The sequence below is a fragment of the Tomitella fengzijianii genome (genome assembly GCF_007559025.1).
Classification (GTDB): Bacteria; Actinomycetota; Actinomycetes; order Mycobacteriales; family Mycobacteriaceae; genus Tomitella; species Tomitella fengzijianii.
Genome location: NZ_CP041765.1, coordinates 890,225 through 911,194, shown reverse-complemented (window position 1 = coordinate 911,194; position 20,970 = coordinate 890,225). Strand labels below are relative to the sequence as shown.

The 20,970-nt window shown below is 71.4% G+C and carries 20 protein-coding genes; 4 read left to right on the top strand and 16 right to left on the bottom strand.

Annotated elements, in window-relative coordinates; translation table 11 throughout:
- Positions 1-72 precede the first annotated feature (72 nt).
- From FO059_RS04180 to guaB, 3 genes are all read right to left on the bottom strand, one after another.
- A complete protein-coding gene (locus FO059_RS04180; protein ID WP_143906627.1) occupies positions 73-1,791 on the bottom strand; it encodes a GMC family oxidoreductase in 1,719 nt (572 codons plus the stop codon).
- 136 nt (positions 1,792-1,927) lie between these two features.
- Positions 1,928-3,067 (bottom strand): GuaB3 family IMP dehydrogenase-related protein, encoded by a 1,140-nt coding sequence (locus FO059_RS04175; RefSeq protein ID WP_143906625.1) that lies wholly within the window; start codon positions 3,065-3,067, stop codon positions 1,928-1,930.
- A 103-nt stretch (positions 3,068-3,170) separates the two neighbouring features.
- Positions 3,171-4,721: an IMP dehydrogenase gene (guaB, locus tag FO059_RS04170; protein WP_143906623.1), complete on the bottom strand. Its 1,551-nt coding sequence runs from the start codon at positions 4,719-4,721 to the stop codon at positions 3,171-3,173.
- Between the two features lie 224 nt (positions 4,722-4,945).
- On the opposite strand from guaB, the gene FO059_RS04165 reads away from it, so the two are divergent.
- A complete protein-coding gene (locus FO059_RS04165) occupies positions 4,946-5,353 on the top strand; it encodes a DUF5319 family protein (RefSeq protein ID WP_143906621.1) in 408 nt (135 codons plus the stop codon).
- A gap of 157 nt (positions 5,354-5,510) precedes the next feature.
- Here FO059_RS04165 and FO059_RS18315 read toward each other — a convergent pair whose 3' ends face one another.
- The 3 genes from FO059_RS18315 to FO059_RS04145 all read right to left on the bottom strand — a co-directional run bounded on the left by FO059_RS18315 (position 5,511) and on the right by FO059_RS04145 (position 8,234).
- The gene (locus tag FO059_RS18315; protein ID WP_158726780.1) at positions 5,511-6,497 is read right to left on the bottom strand and encodes an anti-sigma-D factor RsdA; all 987 of its coding nucleotides are present in this window, start codon (positions 6,495-6,497) and stop codon (positions 5,511-5,513) included.
- A complete protein-coding gene (locus FO059_RS04150; protein ID WP_143906616.1) occupies positions 6,475-7,080 on the bottom strand; it encodes a sigma-70 family RNA polymerase sigma factor in 606 nt (201 codons plus the stop codon). Before FO059_RS04150 ends, FO059_RS18315 begins: the two co-directional genes overlap by 23 nt.
- 182 nt (positions 7,081-7,262) lie before the next feature.
- Entirely contained in the window at positions 7,263-8,234 is a 972-nt protein-coding gene (locus tag FO059_RS04145) for a hypothetical protein (protein WP_143906614.1), read from the bottom strand.
- A 346-nt stretch (positions 8,235-8,580) separates the two neighbouring features.
- Between FO059_RS04145 and FO059_RS04140 the strand changes: the two genes are divergently transcribed.
- The gene (locus FO059_RS04140; protein WP_143906612.1) at positions 8,581-8,886 is read left to right on the top strand and encodes a WhiB family transcriptional regulator; all 306 of its coding nucleotides are present in this window, start codon (positions 8,581-8,583) and stop codon (positions 8,884-8,886) included.
- Between the two features lie 139 nt (positions 8,887-9,025).
- Here the strand turns inward: FO059_RS04140 and groL are convergent, their stop codons facing one another.
- Together groL and groES are read right to left on the bottom strand one after the other, a co-directional pair.
- Entirely contained in the window at positions 9,026-10,636 is a 1,611-nt protein-coding gene (gene groL / locus FO059_RS04135; RefSeq protein WP_143906610.1) for a chaperonin GroEL, read from the bottom strand.
- Positions 10,637-10,778: 142 nt separating this feature from the next.
- A complete protein-coding gene (gene groES / locus FO059_RS04130; protein WP_143906608.1) occupies positions 10,779-11,078 on the bottom strand; it encodes a co-chaperone GroES in 300 nt (99 codons plus the stop codon).
- 255 nt (positions 11,079-11,333) lie between these two features.
- On the opposite strand from groES, the gene FO059_RS04125 reads away from it, so the two are divergent.
- Positions 11,334-13,088 carry a TIGR03767 family metallophosphoesterase gene (locus FO059_RS04125; RefSeq protein ID WP_143906607.1) on the top strand — a complete coding sequence of 585 codons (1,755 nt, stop codon included), beginning with the start codon at positions 11,334-11,336 and terminating at the stop codon, positions 13,086-13,088.
- 94 nt (positions 13,089-13,182) lie between these two features.
- Here FO059_RS04125 and FO059_RS04120 read toward each other — a convergent pair whose 3' ends face one another.
- The 6 genes from FO059_RS04120 to alr form a co-directional block, all read right to left on the bottom strand.
- Complete coding sequence (locus FO059_RS04120) at positions 13,183-13,674, bottom strand: DUF4282 domain-containing protein (protein WP_143906605.1); 492 nt, start codon at positions 13,672-13,674, stop codon at positions 13,183-13,185.
- A gap of 158 nt (positions 13,675-13,832) precedes the next feature.
- Positions 13,833-14,879, bottom strand: coding sequence for a tRNA (adenosine(37)-N6)-threonylcarbamoyltransferase complex transferase subunit TsaD (tsaD, locus tag FO059_RS04115; protein ID WP_143906603.1), 1,047 nt, complete (start codon positions 14,877-14,879; stop codon positions 13,833-13,835).
- On the bottom strand, positions 14,876-15,406 hold the full coding sequence (rimI, locus tag FO059_RS04110; RefSeq protein WP_372497911.1) for a ribosomal protein S18-alanine N-acetyltransferase: 531 nt from the start codon (positions 15,404-15,406) through the stop codon (positions 14,876-14,878). Before rimI ends, tsaD begins: the two co-directional genes overlap by 4 nt.
- Positions 15,403-16,089, bottom strand: a complete 687-nt coding sequence (tsaB, locus tag FO059_RS04105) for a tRNA (adenosine(37)-N6)-threonylcarbamoyltransferase complex dimerization subunit type 1 TsaB (protein ID WP_143906601.1) — start codon at positions 16,087-16,089, stop codon at positions 15,403-15,405. Before tsaB ends, rimI begins: the two co-directional genes overlap by 4 nt.
- A 60-nt stretch (positions 16,090-16,149) precedes the next feature.
- Positions 16,150-16,617 carry a tRNA (adenosine(37)-N6)-threonylcarbamoyltransferase complex ATPase subunit type 1 TsaE gene (gene tsaE, locus FO059_RS04100; protein ID WP_143906599.1) on the bottom strand — a complete coding sequence of 156 codons (468 nt, stop codon included), beginning with the start codon at positions 16,615-16,617 and terminating at the stop codon, positions 16,150-16,152.
- Complete coding sequence (gene alr / locus FO059_RS04095; protein WP_143906596.1) at positions 16,617-17,765, bottom strand: alanine racemase; 1,149 nt, start codon at positions 17,763-17,765, stop codon at positions 16,617-16,619. The genes tsaE and alr overlap by 1 nt, the downstream gene beginning before the upstream one ends.
- A gap of 187 nt (positions 17,766-17,952) precedes the next feature.
- Between alr and FO059_RS04090 the strand changes: the two genes are divergently transcribed.
- Positions 17,953-18,990, top strand: coding sequence for an LCP family protein (locus tag FO059_RS04090; protein ID WP_143906594.1), 1,038 nt, complete (start codon positions 17,953-17,955; stop codon positions 18,988-18,990).
- Between the two features lie 9 nt (positions 18,991-18,999).
- Here FO059_RS04090 and FO059_RS04085 read toward each other — a convergent pair whose 3' ends face one another.
- Together FO059_RS04085 and FO059_RS04080 are read right to left on the bottom strand one after the other, a co-directional pair.
- The gene (locus FO059_RS04085) at positions 19,000-19,503 is read right to left on the bottom strand and encodes a PAS domain-containing protein (protein ID WP_143906591.1); all 504 of its coding nucleotides are present in this window, start codon (positions 19,501-19,503) and stop codon (positions 19,000-19,002) included.
- Positions 19,504-20,117: 614 nt separating this feature from the next.
- Positions 20,118-20,777 carry a TetR/AcrR family transcriptional regulator gene (locus tag FO059_RS04080; protein ID WP_143906589.1) on the bottom strand — a complete coding sequence of 220 codons (660 nt, stop codon included), beginning with the start codon at positions 20,775-20,777 and terminating at the stop codon, positions 20,118-20,120.
- Between the last annotated feature and the right edge of the window lie 193 nt (positions 20,778-20,970).

The following is a 20,970-nucleotide window of genomic DNA, read 5'->3' as shown; positions in this document are numbered from 1 at the left end:
CCCGCCGCCTCTCGCCCCATTACCCCGATCACAGACACGGCCGTCCCGCCGGCCGCACGGCGTCGGCCCCGGTCAGCTCGCCTGGATCGGCGTGATCGGCAACCGCAGCGCTCCGGGCGCGTCCGCCGGGACGAACGGGCTGCGGGGCGCCACCGGCCGGATGCGCCGGTAGCCCTCGCCCTGGGGCGGCCGCGCGTCGGCCTCGCCCTTGTTCGGCCACATCGAAGCTGCACGCTCCGCCTGCGCGGTGATGGTGAGCGACGGGTTGACGCCCAGGTTGGCCGACACAGCCGCGCCGTCCACCACGTACATCGTCGGATACCCGTGCACCCGGTGGTACGGGTCGATCACACCGTCGTCCGGCCCGTCACCGATCACCGCGCCGCCCAGAAAGTGCGCGGTGAGCGGGATGTTGAAGATCTCGCCCCAGGTGCCGCCCGCGATGCCGTCGATCTTGTCGGCGATCCGCCGCGTGGCCTCGTTGCCCGCGGGGATCCACGACGGGTTGGGTTCGCCGTGGCCCTGGCGGCTGCTGATGTGCCGCCGCCGCAGCAGCCCCCGCTTGGTGAACGTCGTGATGGAATTGTCGAGGTTCTGCATGACCAGCGCGATGATCGTGCGCTCCGACCACCGCCGCACGTTGAGCATGCGCAGGGTCATCAGCGGGTGGCGCAGGATCAGCAGGAGCAGCTTGAGCCAGCGCGGAATCGGCCCGCCGCCGTCGGTCATGAGCGTCTGCAGCAGCCCCATCGCGTTGGAGCCCTTGCCATAGCGGACCGGCTCGATGTGGGTGTCGTCCGTCGGATGGAACGACGAGGTGATGGCGACGCCCTTGGTCAGATCCCTCTCCGGGTCCACCGCGAACTTGCCCGCGCCCACGATGGACTCCGAGTTGGTGCGGGTGAGCTCGCCGAGCTTGCCCGAAAGCCCGGGCAGCGTGCCCGTGTCACGCATCGCATGCAAGAGGTTCTGGGTGCCCCAGGTGCCCGCGGCGAGGACCACGTTGGCGGCGGTGAACGTGCGGCGCTGCTTGCGCACCCAGGCGCCGGTGCGCTCGCTGGAGATCTCCCACAGCCCGTCGGCCCGCCGGCGCACGGCGGTGACGGTGGTCATGGGGTGCACCTTGGCGCCGGCCCGCTCGGCCAGTCCCAGATAGTTTTTGACCAGCGTGTTCTTGGCGCCGTGCCGGCATCCCGTCATGCATTCGCCGCACTCGATGCACCCGGTGCGGGCGGGCCCGACGCCGCCGAAGTACGGGTCGTCCACCGTCTTTCCGGCCTCGCCGAAGTACACGCCCACCGGCGTCTGGATGAACGTGTCGCCCGCGCCCATGTCGTCGGCCACCGACTTGATGACCTCGTCGGCGGGCGTCATCGTGGGGTTCTGCACCACCCCGAGCATCCGCCGGCCCTGCTCGTAGAAGGGGGTGAGCTCGTCCTCCCAGTCGGTGATGTGCGCCCACTGCGGGTCGTTGAAGAACGGCCCGGTGGGCTTGTAGAGGGTGTTCGCGTAATTCAGAGAACCGCCGCCCACGCCGGCGCCCGCGAGGATGAGGCAGTCGCGCAGCATGTGGACGCGTTGCACCCCGTAGCAGCCGAGCCGCGGAGCCCAGAGGAACTTCTTGAGGTCCCAGCTGGTGGCGGCGAACTCGTCGTCGGCGTAGCGGCGCCCCGCCTCGAGGACTCCCACGGAGTAGCCCTTCTCGGTCAGGCGGAGCGCGCTGACGCTGCCCCCGAATCCCGACCCGACGACCACCACGTCGTAGTCCGGCCCGTCCACGCCTGGTGCCATCGCGCTGCCTCCACATCGACCACTGCCCTGAGTCCGTGGAGCGGAGCTTACTATAACGTCAGGTACCGGGTATATGTGTGCCGTCGTTCACAGTCGGCAAGGCGGGAGGCTTCCGGCGCCACCCGGCCCGATCGCCCTATCCGCGCACGCTCAGCTCGACCCGCTGGAACTCCTTGAGGTCGGAGTACCCGGACTTCGCCATCGAGCGCCGCAGGCCGCCCACCAGGTTGAGCGAGCCGAACGGGTCGTCCGCCGGACCGCCGAGCACGGTGTCGAGGCTCGGGCGGTCGTCGAAGGTGACGGGCACGATGGCGCCGCGCGGCATGGACGGGTGCGCCGCCACCGTCGGCCAGTACCAGCCCTTGCCCGGGGCCTCCTCCGCGAGCGCCAGCGGGGTCCCCAGGACCGCCGCGTCGGCGCCGCACGCGATGGCCTTCGCGACGTCGCCCGAGGTGTGGATGTCGCCGTCTGCGATGACGTGCACGTACCGGCCGCCGGTCTCGTCCAGGTAGTCGCGGCGGGCCGCGGCGGCGTCGGCGATGGCGGTGGCCATCGGCACGCCCATGCCCAGCACCTCGCCGCTGGTGGTGACCCCGTCGGCCGCCCCGTAGCCCACGATGACGCCGGCCGCGCCCGTCCGCATCAGGTGCAGCGCGGTGAGGTGGTCGCTGACGCCGCCCGCCACCACGGGGACGTCGAGCTCGTTGATGAACGTCTTCAGGTTGAGCGGCTCGGCCTCCCCCGCGCCCACGTGCTCGGCGGAGATGATCGTGCCGTGGATGAACAGCAGGTCCACCCCCGCGGCGACGATGTGCGGGGTGAGCGCGGCGGCGTTCTGCGGGCTCACGCGCACGGCCGTCGTGACACCGGAATCGCGGATGGCGCCCACCGCCTCCCCCAGGAGGTCGGGGTCCACCGGCGCGGCGTGCAGCCGCTGCAGCATGCGGATGGCCGCGTCCTCACCGTCCTCGCCCTGGGCGACCTCGATCAGCTGCGCGAGCTTGTCCTCGACGTCGCGGTGCCGTGCCCACAGCCCCTCGCCGTTGAGCACGCCCAGCCCGCCGCGTTTGCCCATCTCCACCGCGAACTGCGGCGAGACGAGCGCGTCGGTGGGGTGCGCGAGCAGCGGGATGTCGAACCTGTAGGCGTCCATCTGCCAGGCCGTGGACACGTCCCTCGCCGAGCGCGTGCGGCGTGAGGGGACGATGTCGATGTCCTCGAGCTGGTAGGTGCGCCGGGCGATGCGCCCGATGCCGATCTCCACGAGGTCACGCACGCGTGTCCCCTTTCCTGGTTCCGAAGAGCACGGCGGCCACCTCACGTGGCGGCCGCCGACCGTCCATTATGCCGCCGCGGCGCGCACCTCGGCGCACCGCCGGTCAGCGTGAATAGTAGTTGGGCGCCTCGACGGTCATCTGGATGTCGTGCGGGTGGCTCTCCTTGAGCCCGGCCGCGGTGATCTGGACGAACTGCGCGTCGTTCAACTCCGCGATGGTGCGGGCGCCGGTGTATCCCATCGCCGCGCGCAGCCCGCCGGTGAGCTGGTGGATCACAGAGCCCAACGGCCCGCGGAACGGCACCCGGCCCTCGATGCCCTCGGGTACGAGCTTGTCCTCGGAGAGCACGTCGTCCTGGAAGTAGCGGTCCTTGGAATAGGACTTACCCTGCCCGCGCCCCTGCATCGCCCCCAGCGAGCCCATACCGCGGTACGCCTTGAACTGCTTGCCGCCCACCAGCACGAGCTCACCGGGGGACTCGGCCGTCCCTGCGAGCAGCGAGCCGAGCATCGCAGTGGACGCGCCCGCGGCCAGCGCCTTCGCGACGTCGCCGGAGAACTGGAGGCCGCCGTCGGCGACGATCGGGATCCCCGCCGGGCGGCACACCGCCGCCGCCTCGAGGATCGCGGTGATCTGCGGAGCCCCCACGCCCGCCACCACGCGCGTGGTGCAGATCGACCCGGGCCCCACGCCGATCTTGACGGCGTCCACGCCGGCGTCGATCAGCGCCTGCGCGCCGCCGCGGGTGGCGACGTTGCCGCCGATGATGTCGACTCCGCCGGCCCCGGCCCGGCTGTCGACCTCCTTGCGCAGCCGCGAGAGCATCTCCAGCACACCCGCCGAGTGCCCGTGCGCGCTGTCGACGACGAGAACGTCGACTCCCGCATCCACGAGGCTCATCGCGCGCGTCCACGACTCCTCACCCACGCCGACCGCCGCGCCGACGAGCAGACGCCCGTCGCGGTCCTTCGTGGCATCCGGGTACTGCTCGGTCTTGACGAAATCCTTGACCGTGATCAGCCCGGTGAGCTTGCCGCCGCCGTCCACGATCGGCAGTTTCTCGATCTTGTGGCGCCGCAGCAGCCCCAGCGCGGCCTCCGCCGAGACGCCTTCCTGCGCGGTCACCAGCGGCGTCCGCGTCATCACCTCGGAGACCTTGCGGCCCATGTCCATCTCGAAGCGCATGTCGCGATTGGTGATGATGCCCACCAGCTCGCCCGACTCGTCCGTCACGGGCAGCCCGGAGATGCGGAAGCGCGCGCACATCGCGTCCACCTCCGCCAACGTGTGCGACGGGCTGCAGGTGACCGGATCCGTCACCATTCCGGCCTCGGACCGCTTGACCGTCTCCACCTGCCCCGCCTGCGCGTCGGCCGACAGATTGCGGTGCAGCACGCCCATGCCGCCGGCCCGGGCCATCGCGATGGCCATCCGCGCCTCGGTGACCGTGTCCATGGCCGAGCTGGCCAGCGGCACACGCAGCCGGATATTGCGCGTGACCTGCGTGGACGTGTCGACTCCGCCGGGAATGACCTCGGAGGCCGCGGGGAGGAGCAGGACGTCGTCGAACGTCAGTCCGGTCATCGCGACCTTGTCGTCGCGGTCGCCGCCGAACCTGACGTTTCCGTTTACCTGCCCGGCCGGATTGCTCATACGATGTTTGGCCTTCCTGGATGTGGCCGCTGCGGATGGGGATGCCGTCCATGGTATCGGGATCCACGCGTCCGGACCGCCCGGCCCGCGCACCACGAGACCGCCGTCACCATGCGGGATGCCGCCGCCGTGTTCCGGCTACAGGCGCACGGCCCGTCTCCGCGACGCGCGCATTGCGGGACTGCGGTGGCGGGTTCGGGTGCTCCCCAAGTACCGTGGGCATCGTGCACGAGCATCTGCCGCCCGGCCTGCCGCCGGATCCGTTCGCGGGCGACCCCGCCGATCCCGCCGCGGCCTTCGACTCCCAGGAACCGGCCCAGCCGCTCGACGCCCATGAACGCCTGGCCGTCGAGGAGGACTTGGCCGACCTCGCGGTCTACGAGGCGCTGCTGGGCCACCGCGGAGTGCGCGGCCTGGTCATCGCCTGCGAGGACTGCCACGACGACCACTTCCATGACTGGGAGATGCTGCGTGCCAACCTCATGCAGTTGCTGGTCGACGGCAGCGTGCGCCCGCACGAGCCGGCCTTCGACCCGCAGCCTGAAGACTACGTCACCTGGGACTACTGCCGCGGATACGCGGATGCCGCGATGAACGACGCTTCGCTGTTCAGCGACGGCCACGACATCTGAGCCGTCCGGCCGTTCCCGGATTCACCCGGATCTTCCGCTTCACGACGATCGCCGCCACGCCCACTCAGGGCGCGGCGGCGATCGCCGTGTTGTGCACTTTTCCCACGCGGGTCGACCCGTGACCCGATCCGACCGATCGGGACCCACTCACCGCTCGTCAGTTCGGGTCGAGATCCGTCAGCTGCTTCTGCTCGTTCCCGGTGGGCGTCGGCGCCTCCAAGATCACCGGCGGCGGCTGGTCGGCGCTGGATGACGGCGCCGGCGTCTCCGTCGGCGTGGGAGTCGGCGTGGTCGTCGGCGCCGGCGTGGTGGTCGCCGGCGGCTTCGGCGCCTGGGGCAACGGCAACTGCGGGATCTGCACCGGCGGCAGCTGCGGCAGCTGAATCTGCGGCAGCGGCACGGTGATGTTCGGCAGGCCTGGCACGCCTTCGATGCCGATGGACGGCGGCGGGGGCGGCGGGGTCGGCGGCGCGACCGTGCTCGTGGGTGCAGGGGCCGGGGCGGGCGCGTCCGCACCCACCGCCGGCGCCTCGGATTTCGGCCGCCCTGTGGCCTGCGCCCAGAGGTCGACGCGGGTGTCGTCGAGCTCGTTGAAGGCGGAGTCCCCGCGGATCTTGTCCATCTTCGCCGTGGCCGAATCGAGGATCGCCAGGGCGCCCTGCAGATCCCCCTTGGCCAGCAGGTTCTTCGCGTGGGCCAGATCGTCGCGGATGCTGGCCGCGGTGACGAAGTCCTCCGAACTGTGTCCGACCGGCTCGCCCGCCCCCAGGAAATGCCCTGCCACCGCGATGCCGCCGAGCAGCACCGCGACCGAGGCCGCGCCTGCGGTCACCGTCGTCATCCAGCGGTGCCGGCGGCTCCGGCGCAGCGGAACCACTGCACCCCCGCCCGCCTCCGCGACCCCCGACGCCAGAGCGGCGGCGAGCTCGTCCTCCGACGGCATGCCCGGCATCGGCGTGTTCACGACCTGATGGCGGGCGCTCGAGAACAGCACTGCGAGCTCGGCCTCGCCGTCCCCATCGGCCGGCACTTCGCCGCCGCGGAGTATCGATTCGATGAACTCATCATCGCGCAGGATGGCGGCGAGGTCCGACCCCGGGGACTCGTCGCCCGTCGCGCTGTCACGCTCGGACACCCTGCTCACCCGCCTCTCCAAAAGAATTCCTCAGCTTCGCGAGCGCCCTGTGCTGGGCCACGCGCACCGCACCGGCGGTACTGCCCACCGCAGCCGCCGTCTCCTCCGCGGACATCCCGACGATCAATCGAAGAACGACGATCTCGCGTTGCTTGCTCGGCAGCCCCTCGAGGAGCCGCTCCACCCGCACACGGGATTCCGCATCCAGATACGACTGCTCCGGGTCCAGGTACGTGCCGTCCTGGACACCATTGCGCCCGATCTCATCCGGTATATCTGCGGTGGGCTCCGATTTGTTACGCGCGGAGGAACGGTGCGCGTCCGCGACCTTATGCGAGGCGATCCCGTAGACGAACGCCATGAACGGCTTGCCCTGATCCTTGTAGCGCGGCAGCGCCGTCACCACCGCCATGCACACTTCCTGCGCCACGTCGTCCGCCGAGCCGAAACCGCGTTCGGCGAAACCCACCCGGGCGCGGCAGTAACGTACGACGAGGGGGCGGATCTCGGTCAGCAGCCGATGCAGAGCGGCGCGATCACCCGCCACGGCATCCGCGACATCCCGGGATACCTCGTCGTCCGGTCGCGTCATCGTGCCTTCAAGCCCCAGTCCTCGCCCCGCCGGCGAACAGCGGCGATGCATGTTTCAAGTCGATTGTCCTGCCCCACCCTATCGGCCGGGGGTGCGCCGCGGTGCACTGTGGCACCTCCGCGCCGCGCCGTGTTCGCGTCTCCAGGGTCTCCACGGCCGCCTGGGACGTGGGTCCCGGAGGCTCAAAGACCGCCTCTCATCAGGCGCGGATCGTCGCCTCCGCGGACGGCCAGGACGTCGTGGCACGCCCGCACGTCGGATTCGGCCGTGGCGGCGGTCGGGTTCTCCGTCACGCCTGCGAGAAGCATGGCGGCCGCCCACCGGAGCGGGACCAGCCCCGCCGACCGGGCGGCGGCATGCGCACGCGACGCCATGCCGGCCGCCGGGACGGGCCTGCCCGCCACCGCCTCCGCCGCCGCCGCGACGAGCAGAGTCTTCACCCGGTGCCGCTCGGAGGGGAACGCCCCGGCGTCCAGCATCTCCTGCGCGGCGCGCGCCGCGGCGACCGCCGAGGCCGCGTCGCCCGCCGTCATCGCGGTCTCCGCCGTCACCCAGTGCACGCGCAACAGCAATCGGGGCGCCGCGCACGCGCCCCGCGCCTTCCGGGGGCCCTCGGGTTCGAGCAGCGCCCGGCATCGGGTCAGAAGCCGCTGCGCCGTGCGCCAATCTCCGCGCCCCAGGCGATCCGCCGCGAGCCCCGTCAGGGCATCCGCGCGGGCATGCCCGGCAACCGGTCCGGCCGCGGCGGGTCCGGCGCCGGCGAGCCGCGCCAGCGCGCGGCCGTCGAGGACGGCCGCCCGCTCGTGGCAGCCCATCTGCCGAAGCAGCGAGGCGGCGGTCGACGCGGCCAGCGCGTCCCATCCCGCCCCGGCCCCCGCTGCCGTCAGAACAGCCAGATCGCTGCCGGCCCGGGCGTAGAACCCGGCCCCCGAGTGCGCCACCGCCCGCCACCAGAGCTCACGCGGCGTGCGCGCGGCGGGAAGTCCGCGCCTGGGGCCATCGACGGGCGGCGCGGCACCGTCGCCGATGCGCCCCGCAATGCTCGCGGGCCCGTCCCCGAACGCGGCCGAGTGCAGAAGGCGGGCACGCGCATCGGCCCCCTCCGGCACCACGTCCGGATCCGCGCCGCCGGCCTCCGTCCATGCAGGCATCATCCGCACCGTCCTCGTCGTCGCGTGGACGGCCCCGTCCGCACCGCCCCGTCTGTTTCCGCCGAGTGTGCACGAGCGCCCCGAAGGGATCCGGCACGGCCCCAACAGGCGATGGTGCGTTTCAGATGTTGGGATCGCGCACCCACGATCCTCCGGTTGTCCGCTGCGAATCCTCCCGCGAGTGACACACAGGCGTTTGACACGATTTTCCGCACCTGCTTAGAGTGGCAGCACGCCCGACGACGTCGTGCCGCGTGTCACTCCGGATGGCCCCGAACCAAGGCCGGACGGCGCGCAGCGGACCCGCCGCGCAACAGACCCGCCCGGAACGATCACCGACGGAGGTGCCATGAGCCGCCCGCACGCCATCCCCTGCCCTCTCGTCGACGACTGGGACTGGCAGCAGCAGGGCCTGTGCCAGGGAGTCGACTCGTCCGTCTTCTTCCATCCCGACGGTGAGCGCGGCCATGCCCGCGCCGCGCGCGAACAGCGCGCCAAGCAGTTGTGCGCGCAATGCCCGGTGCTGGTCACATGCCGCGAGCATGCGCTGGCGATGGCGGAGCCGTACGGCATCTGGGGTGGACTGTCCGAATCCGAGCGCCTGTCGATCATCAAGGAACGCGGGCGCGCGCGCTCCGGCCGAGCCGCCTCCTGACCCTCCCGATCCCCACCCCGCCGGGTGGCGCCTGCCGCGGTCCGGACGACCCGCGGCAGGCGGAAACGACCGTGGCCCGCGGGCACCTGTGCGGTGCCCGCGGGCCACGGTCGTCCTGCCACTGCGGCAGCTGCCGCGATCAGTGCTGGTGGCCTGCCCCGGCGTCGTCGTCCTCCTCCGGCTTGTCCACCACGGCGCCCTCGGTGGTGAGCACCATGCGCGCCACGGAGGCGGCGTTCTCCACCGCGGACCGCGTGACCTTCACGGGGTCGATGACGCCGTCCGCGACCAGGTCGCCGTACTCAAGCGTCGCGGCGTTGAAGCCGTGTCCGGCCGGGAGTTCCGCAACCTTTTCGACGACCACGGCGCCGTCGACGCCCGCATTGGCGGCGATCCAGTACAGCGGCGCCTGCAGCGCGGTGCGCACGAGCTCGATCCCCACGGCCTCATCGCCGGTGGCCGACTCCGCCAGCTCCCGAAGCCCCGCCGAGGCCGTGACCAGCGCCGTCCCGCCGCCGGGGACCACGCCCTCTTCGACGGCGGCCTTGGCCGCCGCCACCGCGTCCTCGACCCGGTGCTTGCGTTCCTTGAGCTCGGTCTCGGTGGCGGCACCCACGCGGATCACGGCCACGCCGCCCGCGAGCTTCGCCACGCGCTCCGCGAGCTTCTCCCGGTCCCACTCGGAGTCGGAGGACTCGATCTCCGCGCGCAGCTGCGCCACGCGCGCATCCACCTCTTCCTTGGCGCCGGCGCCGTCGACGATGGTGGTGTCGTTCTTCGTCACCACCACGCGGCGGGCCGTCCCCAGCATCGACAGCTCCGCCGACTGCAGCGTCAGGCCCACGTCGGCCGTGATCACCTGACCGTCGGTGACGACCGCGAGGTCGTCGAGGAACGCCTTCCGGCGCTCGCCGAAGAACGGCGCCTTGACCGCGACGGCCTTGAGGGACTTGCGCAACGCGTTCACGACGAGGGTGGAGAGCGCTTCGCCGTCGACGTCCTCGGCGATGATCAGCAGCGGCCGCCCGCTCTCGACGACCTTCTCCAGCAGCGGAAGCAGATCCGGCAGCGAGCTGATCTTCTCGCGGAACAGCAGGATGTGCGCGTTCTCGAGCACCGCCTCCTGCTCCTCGACGTCGGTGACGAAGTACGGGGACAGGAATCCCTTGTCGAACTGGACGCCCTCGGTCACCTGCAGCTCGGTGTCGATGGTGCCGGAGTCCTCGACGGTGACGACGCCGTCGGCGCCCACGACCGTCATCGCCTCGCCCACCATCGTGCCGATCTCCTCGTCACGCGAGGAGACGGTGGCGACCTTCGCGATCGCGTCCTTGCCCTCCACGGGGCGCGCGGCGTCGAGCAGCGACGCGGTGACGTGTTCCGACGCCCGCGCGATGCCGGCGCCCAGCGCCACCGGGTTCGCGCCGGCGGCCAGGTTGCGGATGCCGCCGGACACGATCGCCCGGCCCAGCACCGTCGCCGTGGTGGTGCCGTCGCCCGCCACGTCGTTGGTCTTGGTGGCGACCGACTTGACCAGCTGGGCGCCCAGGTTCTCGAACGGGTCCTCGAGCTCGATCTCGCGCGCCACCGACACACCGTCGTTGGTGATGGTGGGGCCGCCGAACGCCTTGGCGAGCACCGCGTTCCTGCCGCGGGGTCCCAGCGTCACCTTCACCGCGTCGGCGAGCTGGTCCACGCCGCGCTCGATCGCGTTGCGCGCCTGTTCGTTGTATTCAATCTGCTTGGCCATGGCTCTCCTCCGGATCTTCTCGGCAGTTCGCTGATACGGGCCCGCCCCGGGGCCGCCGCTCGGGCGGCGCCTCCGGGGCGGGTCACGTCACAGGCTGCGGCCCGGACCGCGATGCGGTACGGGCCGACGCCCGGGGGAACTGCTAGCCGATGACCGCGAGGACGTCGCGCGCCGACAGGATGAGGTAGTCCTCGCCCTTGTAGTTGATCTCGGTGCCGCCGTACTTGCTGTAGACGACGGTGTCGCCCTCGGACACGTCGACGGGGATGCGGTTCTCGCCCTCGTCGTCCCAGCGACCGGGGCCCACGGCGATGACGGTGCCCTCCTGGGGCTTCTCCTTCGCCGTGTCGGGGATGACCAGGCCGGAGGCGGTCGTCGTCTCCGCTTCGTTGGTCTTGACGAGGATCCGGTCCTCGAGCGGCTTGATGTTCACGCTCGCCACGATGAGCCCTCCACTTTCAGTGGTCATACACACCCGCGGGGTCGTCCCCCGCCGGGCGCGGATCGAATGTAGTCGGATCGGTGCGTCACGCAGTCCCGTCGTCGCGGGTGCCGGAACCGCTTCGGTACCAACTAGCACTCTATACATGCGAGTGCCAGCGCTCAACCCTTCCCGCTGCTGGCCCCGCGACGCCCGACACGCATCCCCCTCCCGATTCTTGCCGGATGGTCGTCCAGATCACATAGGATGACGGCCGTGACCAAGGTGAATCGCAGAAGGTTCCTGACCGGCGCGGGCGCAGGCCTGGGCGGGGCACTCACGTTGAACGTGCTCGGCGCCGCCGCCCCGAGCCGCATCGGCGGCGGGTTCTGGACGCCGGCCACCGCCCACGCCGACGCCCTCGCCGGGTCGACGGCCGGCACCACGCTCGAGGCCGTCGCCACCCCCGCCGGGCCGCACGGGTACCAGCGGCTCACGGCCGGGCCCGCATACCCGGTGGTCGTGCGCACCGAGCTCGCGCCTGCACAAGCCGCGCGTGCCGACCGCCGGCGCGCGCTCGCCTCCCTCGTCCAGATGACGGACATGCACATCCTCGACGCCCAGTCCCCCGTGCGCGTCGAGTTCGTCCACCCGCTCATCGGGTCCGCGTCGCGCCCCCAGGACCTGCTCACCACGCAGGGGCTCACCTCGCTCGTGGGCCGCATCAACGCGCTGGCCGGCGGGCCGCACTCGGGCCGCCGGTTCGACGCCGTCGTCACCACAGGCGACAACACCGACAACCACGAGCACGTGGAGCTGGACTGGTATCTCACCGCGCTCAGCGGCGGCCGGTTCACACCGAACACCGGCGACCTGCACCGCTACGAGGGCACCCAGGACTCCGGCTTCGACCTGTACTGGAACCCGGAGTCGCGGCACACCGACAGCTTCAAGCGCGCCGGGTTCCCCGTCATCGACGGCTACTTCGACGCCGCGCTGGCGCCGATGTCCAGCCCCGGGCTGACGGTGCCGTGGTTCGCGGTGTTCGGCAACCACGACGACAGCGTCCTGGGCACCGCCCCCAGCGGCATCCCGCCGATCACCGACCTGTACACGAGCAACCTGAAATTGGGCGCGCCCGGCTCGGCGGAGGAGGCCGAGCGGCTCCAGCGGGCGCTGCGCGCCGACCCGGCCGCCGTGCCCGGGCTCATCGGGCAGATGACCAACCCCGCCCGCATCGTCACCCCCGACGAACGCCGCGCGCCGTTCACGCCCCGGGAGTTCATGGCAGCACACTTCGACCCCCGCTACCTGGGCCCCGGGCCGCACGGCCACGGCTTCGCCGCCGACGCACCCGAAACCGGCATCGGCTACTACGGCTTCGAGATCGCACCGGGGGTCGTCGGCATCAGCATGGACTCCACCAACCGCGGCGGATTCGTCGACGGGTCCTTCGGCGACGCCCAGTTCCGCTGGATCGAACAGACCCTCGCCGCCGGCAGCAGCAGATACTTCGACGCCGGCGGACGCGAGGTGCGCACCGGCGCCGACGACACCCTCTTCGTCCTCTTCAGCCACCACACCAGCGATACGACCGGCCTGCTCATCCCCGACCCGGAGAACCCGGCGGAGCCGCGCCACTCCGGCGCCGAGCTCGTGGCCCTGCTGCACCGCTTCCCCAATGTGTGCGCCTGGGTGAACGGCCACACGCACGCCAACAAGGTCACCCCGCATCCGGGACCCACCGCGCAGCAGGGATTCTGGGAGGTCAATACCGCGTCGCACATCGACTTCCCGCAGTACGCGCGCGTCATCGAGGTGGTCGACAACGCCGACGGCACGCTGTCGCTGCTGGCGACCCTCATCGAATCGGACGCCCCCTGCCAGGTGCCGTACGACGACCTGTCGCCGCTGGGACTCGCGTCGCTCTACCGCGAACTGTCCTACAACGACGTCAACCGGGACCCGGACAACATGGGCGGCCCGGCCGATCACAACGTGGAGCTGCTGCTCGCGTCGCCGTTCGCGTGAGTCGCGGGGTCGGCCGTCTCCGCCGGGACGCACTCGGGGGCGGGCCGTGGCGGCCCGCCCCCGTGTGCGTCGCACCTTCCGCGCCGCGCGAACCCTAGAGCCTCATCTGCGCGTTCTTCATCTCACGGATGTCCGCGCCCATCACCACGATGGCCCGGTAGAACTCGAGCGTGATGCGCGCGAGCACGAGGTACACCAGCCCGATGAGCGGCCCCACGATCAGCATCACCACGAAGCCTCCGGCCACGGACTCCGAGAAGGCCGCCACCGTGAAGACGAAGTACAGCAGTGCGATCACGACCGCGGCCAGGATGTAGGCGATCTTGACGATCCGAGGGGTGACGACGTGCTCGAAATCGAAGTCGAACAGTGCACCGAAGAATCCCTTGTCCGCAGGCTGCGCCTGCGGGCCGGGGTACGGCTGCTGCGGGCCCGGGTAGGGCTGCTGCGGACCGGCGGGATACCCGGCTCCCCACGCGGCCGTCGGGTAAGGCCCCGGACCGGGCGCCGGATACGCGCCCTCGGGCTGCCCTCCGAAGTCTCCCTGCGGCGGCTGCCCGGATCCGCCCTGCGGTGGCATCGTCATGCTGAACTCCCCTCATCGCATACGTGTCATCTGCCGGGCAGGGTCCGGCTGATGACACCCCCCGGCCGCCGCGCATCGCACCGTGTTCCGACGGCGCCGCGGCAGCATCACCGTATATGAAGTAACAGATTTTCGGAAAATGACGCGGCTCCCGCGCCTCACCGAACCTGGCTGGTCTGCACCGGAAGCCCCGGATCGGTGGAGATCCCCAACGGCGACGGCGTGGCGCCCGCGGCGATGAGGTGCGCGCCCAGCGACGCGATCATCGCGCCGTTGTCGGTGCACAGCCGCGGCCGCGGCACCCGCAGCGCGATACCCGCTGCGGCGCATCGCTCCTCCGCCAACGCCCGCACTCGCGAGTTCGCGGCCACGCCGCCGCCGATGAGCAGCGTGCCGACGCCCTCGTCCACGCACGCACGCACGGCCTTCATCGTCAGTACGTCTGCCACGGCCTCCTGGAACGACGCGGCCACGTCGGCTGCGGGGACGGGGACGCCGTCGCGCTCGCACTTCTCGACGTGCCGGGCGACGGCCGTCTTCAGCCCCGAGAACGAGAAGGCGTGCCGGGCGTCGCGCGGGCCGGTCATGCCGCGCGGGAACGCAATGGCGGACGGGTCGCCCTCCTGCGCCAGCGCGTCGATCTTGGGGCCGCCCGGGTAGCCGAGGCCCAGCAGTCGTGCGACCTTGTCGTACGCCTCCCCCGCGGCGTCGTCCACCGTGGAGCCGAGTTCGACGATCGGCGCGCCGAGGCCGTCCACCAGCAGCAGCTGCGTGTGCCCGCCGGACACCAGCAGCGCCACGGACCGGGGCAGCGGGCCGTGCTCCAGGGCGTCGACGGCCACGTGCCCGCCCAGGTGGTTGATCCCGTAGAACGGCACGCCCCACGCGGCGGCGTAGGCCTTCGCGGCGGCCGCCCCCACCAGCAGCGCGCCGGCGAGCCCGGGGCCCACCGTGGCGGCCACCGCGTCCGGCCGGTCCACGCCGGCGGCGGCGAGCGCCCGGCGCATCGTCGGCACCATGGCCTGCAGGTGCGCACGCGAGGCGATCTCCGGCACCACCCCGCCGAAGCGGACGTGCTCGTCGACGCTGCTGGCCACCTCGTCCGCCAGCAGTTCCACGCGCGCGGCGCCGTCGGCCCCGGCCTCCAGGCGCACGATGCCCACGCCCGTCTCGTCGCACGAGCTCTCGATACCCATGACGATCATCGGGCGGTCCCTTTCGTTTCTGCAGCACCATCGGCCGCCGGCCTGCACATCACGTACGCATCCGCCCCGCTGGGCTGGTAGTAGCGCGGGCGCATCCCGATGTTCTCGAAGCCCTCGCTCCGGTACAGCGCGATCGCCGGTGCGTTGTCGGTGCGCACGTCGAGGAACACCGGCCCGCCGTGCGCGTCGGCCTCGGCCAGCAGGAGCGTCAACAGCCTGCGCCCCACTCCCCGGCCCTGGGCCTTCGGGTCGACGGCGATGGTGTGGACCTCCGATTCGGGCTCCGCCCCGCCGAGCAGCGCGATGCCCGCGTAGCCGACGAGCCACGGCCGCGGATGCTCCGGGGTGCTTCGGCGGGCAGCGTAGAACCGCGTGTGCGGCGCGCGCATCTCCTCGGCGAACGCCGCCGCGGGCCACGGGCTCTCCCCGGCGAAAAGCAGCCGCTCGAGCGCGGCGCACGCGTGGGCGTCGGCGAAATCGAGCGGGCCGACGGAGATCTGCCCGTCCGGGGTGCGGTCGCCGCTCACGCCGGGGCCTTCGCCGCGCGCACCCTCGGCCGGGGCTCGGCGGCGTCGGGCCTGCGCAAGTAGAGCGGTTCCAGCGGCGCGGGCTCGGTGTGCGCGGCGATCTCCGCCGCGGCGAGTGCCGCGATTCCCGCGGGGGTGGGCGACCGCGGCGGGAGCGCGGTGAGGCCGAGCAGGCCGACGTGCTCGGAGGACCCGGCCGCGGCATCCGCGGCGCCGACGGCGAGGTCTGCCGGCTTGACCACCTCCGGCCCCTCGACCCGGGCTCCGCCCCGATACCGTGCCCAGTACACCTCGCGACGTCGCGCGTCCGTGACCACCAGGAACTCCTGCAGCACGCCCTCGCTTGCGCGCGCGTCGGCGACGACCTGGGCGGCGATGGCGTCGAGGCTGCACACCCCGTGCACGGGGATGCCGAGGGCGTCGCCGAACGCGGCGGCCGTCGCCATCCCCACGCGCAACCCGGTGAACGGCCCGGGCCCGGCGCCCACGACGACCGCATCCAGATCCGTCGGCGCGGCCCCGGCCTCCTGCAGGCATTCCAGTATCTGCGGGGTGAGCACCTCCGCATGGGCGCGCGCGTCGCGGGTGACCCGCACGGCGACTGGCTCGGCGACCGCGCCCGCCAGGCGCACGAGCCCCGCGGTCACAGCGGGCGTGGAGGTGTCGACGGTGAGAACAAGCACGGTCCCCCATCGTACCGACCTGCGCAAACGCAGCGCACGCCGCCTACCGCGGCGCGCGCGTCAGGCGCTGCCGGTGCGGCGCTCCCACTCCACCACGCGGGCGTCGGTGTCCGGATCGCGCCGCAACCGGACCAGCACGTGGTGGTCGGCCAGCCTTTCGGCGAGACCCGCGCCCCATTCGACCACCACGACCGAATCGTCCAGGTCGGTGTCGAGGTCGAGGGCGTCCAGCTCGTCGAGCGCCGCGGGCCCGTCCCCCAACCGGTACGCGTCCACGTGCACCATCGTCGCCGGTGCGCCGCCGTCGGGACGCCCCCCGCCCGCCGCGTGCACGCGCGCGATCACGTACGTCGGGGACGTCACCGGTCCCTGCGCACCGAGCCCCCGCGCGATGCCGCGCGCCAGCACCGTCTTCCCGGCACCCAACGGCCCGTCGAGGATCACCAGGTCGCCGGCGGCCAGGTCGGCGGCAAGATCGGCGCCGAACGCCTCCGTGTCGGCGGCCGTGGCCAGAGTGCGCCGCAGCATCAGTCCCGGCCCCCGATGTGGCGGCGCTGCACGCGCCCCTTGATGCCGGTGACCACCTCGTAATGGATGGTGCCGAGCGCCTCCGCCCACTCCTGGGCGTGCGGCTCGCCGCGCCGCGGGTCGCCGAAGATCACCGCCTCGTCCCCGATCCGCACGCCCGAGCCCGGTCCCAGGTCCACCACGAACTGGTCCATGCAGACACGACCGACGGCGGGCCGGCGCTCCCCGTCCACGGCGACGTCGAATCGCCCGCTGAGCGTGCGCGGGATGCCGTCGGCGTAGCCCAGCGGCAGCACGCCGACGGTGGTGTCGTGCGGCGCGGTCCAGGTGTGCCCGTAGGAGACCCCGTCGCCCTCGCGCACGTTCTTGACGTTGACGAAGCGGCCGGAGAGCCGCATGACCGGCCGCAGACCGAAGTCGGAGACGTCGGGCATCGGCGAGAGCCCGTACAGGGCGATCCCCGGCCGCACCATGTCGAAACGCAGGTCCGGCCGGGTGAGGGTGGCTGCGGAGTTGGCCGCATGCACGACCTCCGGCCCGAGGCCGGCGGCGCGCGCCTGGCCGACCATCTCCTTGAGGCGCGCGGCCTGGCTGTCGATGACGGGGTGATCAGGCTCGTCGGCGCGGGCGAAGTGGGTGAAGACGCCGCGCAGGCGGACTGTGCCGGCCCGCTGCGCCGCGACGATCTCCTCGAGCAGGCGCGGCCAGTCGTCCGCATTCACGCCGTTGCGATTGAGCCCGGTATCCACCTTGACGGTCAGCACGGCCGCTCGTCCGGCGCGCCGGGCCGCGTCGACCACCGCCGCAAGGTGCAGGCGGGTGGACACCGCGAGTTCCACGTCGGCCTCCATCGCGGGCGCGAAGTCGGCGTCGTGCGCGTGCAACCAGGACAGGATCGGCGCGGTGATGCCCGCCGCGCGCAGCTCCAGCGCTTCCGCGAGCGTGCACACGCCCAGCTCGCGCACCCCCTCGGCCAGCATCGTGCGGGCCATCTCCACCGCGCCGTGCCCGTAACCGTCCGCCTTGACCACGGCCATGACCGGGGTCCCGCCGGCACGTTCGCGGACGACGCCGACGTTGTGCGCGAGGGCGTCGTGGTCGATGGTCGCGAGGGCTTGAGGCTGGGAGGTCTGGAACTGGCCGGTCATGGCGTCCGATTCTGCCACTGGGGCGGCGGACAGTCTTCGCCGCGGCGCTCCACGTCGTTCGATCGCCGTCCCGCGACCGTCGTCCTTCCATTCCGCGGGTATGCGTGCATCCGACCGCGGACCGCGCGACAATTAAACGACGTGAGCGGTACGCACCGCTGCGATTCTCGGCGATCAGGAGGCTCCGATGGCCGGACGTCCACGATCCCGGCGCCCGCTGTCGCGGCGTGGAAGGGTGCTGCGCGCCCTGGCCCGCGCCGCGCTCGCCATCGTGCTGATTCTGGTGATGCTCGGCGGCGCGGCCCTGGTGCTGCAGGACCGCTGGATCGGCCCCGTCCATCGCATCCCCGACGCCTTCGCCGGGCTGGACGAGTCCGTGCGCCCCCCGGACACCGGAGGCTCCGAGACGGTCTTCCTGCTGATGGGCAGCGACGTCCGCGCCGACGGCCCCACCACCGGCACGGCGGCGCCGGATTCCGACGACGGCAGCCGCGCCGATGCGATCATGCTCGTCCGGATCTCCGGGGACGGTAGCTCCGCCGACGTCGTCTCGATCCCCCGCGACAGCTGGGTGCCGATCGACGGCCACGGAATGCATAAGATCAACGCCGCCTTCGCGTTCGGCGGGCCGCCGCTGCTGATCCATACGGTCGAGGAGCTCACCGGCATCCGGATCGACCATTTCGCGGTGATCGACTTCGACGGCTTCACTGCCGTCACCGACGCGCTGGGCGGGGTGACGGTGGACGTGGCCGAGCAGACGACGAGCCGCGGGCACACCTTCACCGCCGGACCGAACCACCTGGACGGCGCGGAGGCGCTCATCTACGTGCGTCAGCGGTACGAACTTCCGGGCGGCGACTTCGACCGCGTGCAGCGGCAGCAGAACTACCTGCGGGCGGTCCTCACCAAGCTCGCCGGCGAGAACCTGCTGGCCTCGCCGGGACGACTCGACACGGTGATCCGCGACATCGCCGGCTCCGTGAGCGTGGACTCCGGCCTCAGCGACTTCGACCTGATCCGCCTCGCCCGGAGACTGCAGAACCTCTCGCCCGACGACGTGGAGTTCCTCACCGCGCCGGTGGCCGGCACCGGATGGGAGGGCGACCAGAGTGTGGTCTACCTGAACCGGCAGGGCGGGGAGGAAGTGTGGGCGGCGTTGCGCGCGGGACAGCGCCCGCCGCGGGACGCGGGCGCCGATCGCCTGCCGGCCGTGCCACGCTGACCCCGCGCCTCACCCGCCCCAGGTGGACGGGCACTCCCAGTAGGCCGCCGAGCGATCCTCCACCGACCAGAGCAGTCGCATACCGGAGGCGAGCAGGATGGCCACCACGTTCACGTGCACGTGCAGCGGCACCCCGTCGCGGCCGAGCAGGATGGCCGCTCCGCCCCACCTGGACGACTCCCGCGACGCGACGCGACGCCACTCCACCGAGTCCCCCATTGCGCTGAAGAGATCGTCGACGGACCGCCCGCACAGGTCTGCGGAGCCGTAACCCGTGACCGTCCGGAACTCCTCGTTGACGATGAGCGAAGTGCCGTCGTCCGCGCAGATGAGCACCGGGGCGGGCAGCTGCTCGAGCACCCCGAGCGCCGCGTGCGGCAATATGTCCGGTGCGCGGCGGGACAGCGCGCCCAGACCGACGACCGCGGTCTCCCCGATCGTGTCGAAACCACTCCTTGCGCCGACCCCGAGACCTGCCTCGACGCTGCGGCCGTTCAGCGGATGACCCATCATCTTGCCCCTACAGGAACTTTCGCCCACTCACCCTCCGCACGAAGGGTGCCCTCCGTTCAGCGATCGGCGCAGACCACTCTCCGTCGTCGCACCGAATCACATGCACCGCGGCAATCCGGACCACCTGAACCCGAACCCGCTGTTCATGCGGGATGACCCAAGCATCGCCTATTGCCGCCGGCACCTGCTCACGCCAACAGACTGTACGCCACACTCAATCAATTGTGCAAGGTTGTCACTTTAATTTCTTCTGCAAAGTCTCGCCATTCAGGGCGAACCGCCCGTGCGCAGCCGCACGAACGGTCGAGACCCCACGCGCGGCCGCCACACGAGCGCCCACCCCGCCGCGCGGCGCGCGCGTCGAGCACGCCCTGCGAGAACCCCTCTGCGGCCACCCGCAAGAATATGCTGACCTGGGACATCACTGCGTTCTCAGCCTGGATTCACCCGTGGTTCACCCGTCAGCCACACATGAGCCGGTAACATCCGGCGCCGCTATCGCGATTCCGACAGTGACGGCACTCGGGTCGGCGCACCAGGGTCGGCGCAACCGGGTCATCAACGCCCGGCGCCACGCCTCGCCCGTCGACGCGAGCACAGTACGGAAATCATCGTCATACTGATTCCGTTATTTTGGAGCGCTGCATTTCTGCTGCACGATTCACGACCTGCCGAAAATACCCGCGCATCTCATCGATCACCACCGAATCAATGGTCATCAGCCAAATATGTTCGAGGCAGGTGATGAGGTCGGGGCCGTCCTCGAGCATCCGCATCGTCATCCGGGCGCCCCAGAACTGCGACCACAGGACCTTCGCAAGAACCTCGGTATCGTCCACGCGCACGTCGCCGCGGGCCACCGCGGACTCCAGCAGCTCATGGATCCTGCGGTACGCCGCCCCCGGAGACGACGACGCGCCGTTCCACGCCGCACCGAGCTCCTGCAGCAGCATGTCGCCGGAGCGCACGTAGAGGTCCGAGTACATCAGGGATGCGATCGCCATCGACTGCTGGATCATGCTCTCGACCGGCGGGATGCTCGACGCCTCGATGGCCCGGCGGGTGCCGGCGATGCGCCGATCACGCTCGTCGACGATCTCGCGGGCCAGGCTCTCCTTCGAGTCGAAGTGGAAGTAGAGCGCCCCCTTCGTCACGTCGGCACGTGAGACGATGTCGCCCAGGTTCGCCTTGATGTACCCGTTCTCCGCGAAAATCTCCGCGGCGGCATCGAGGATCTGCCGTCGCGTGGCCTCGGCCCGCTCCTGCCTCACCATGCGCTCCGCGCCTGCCTTCCGTATCCGCCCCTGCGAGCGTCCCTGGATCCTGGCGCGCAACCGGCCAGTGAGTCCGTCCGAAACCTCAGGTCTTTATAACACGCGATTCGCATTATTCAGGGTTGACGGCCTTTGCACTGTCCAAACCTTGCAAAACCGTGCCCCTGTGAAGCCGAACCCCTCCGCCCTGACC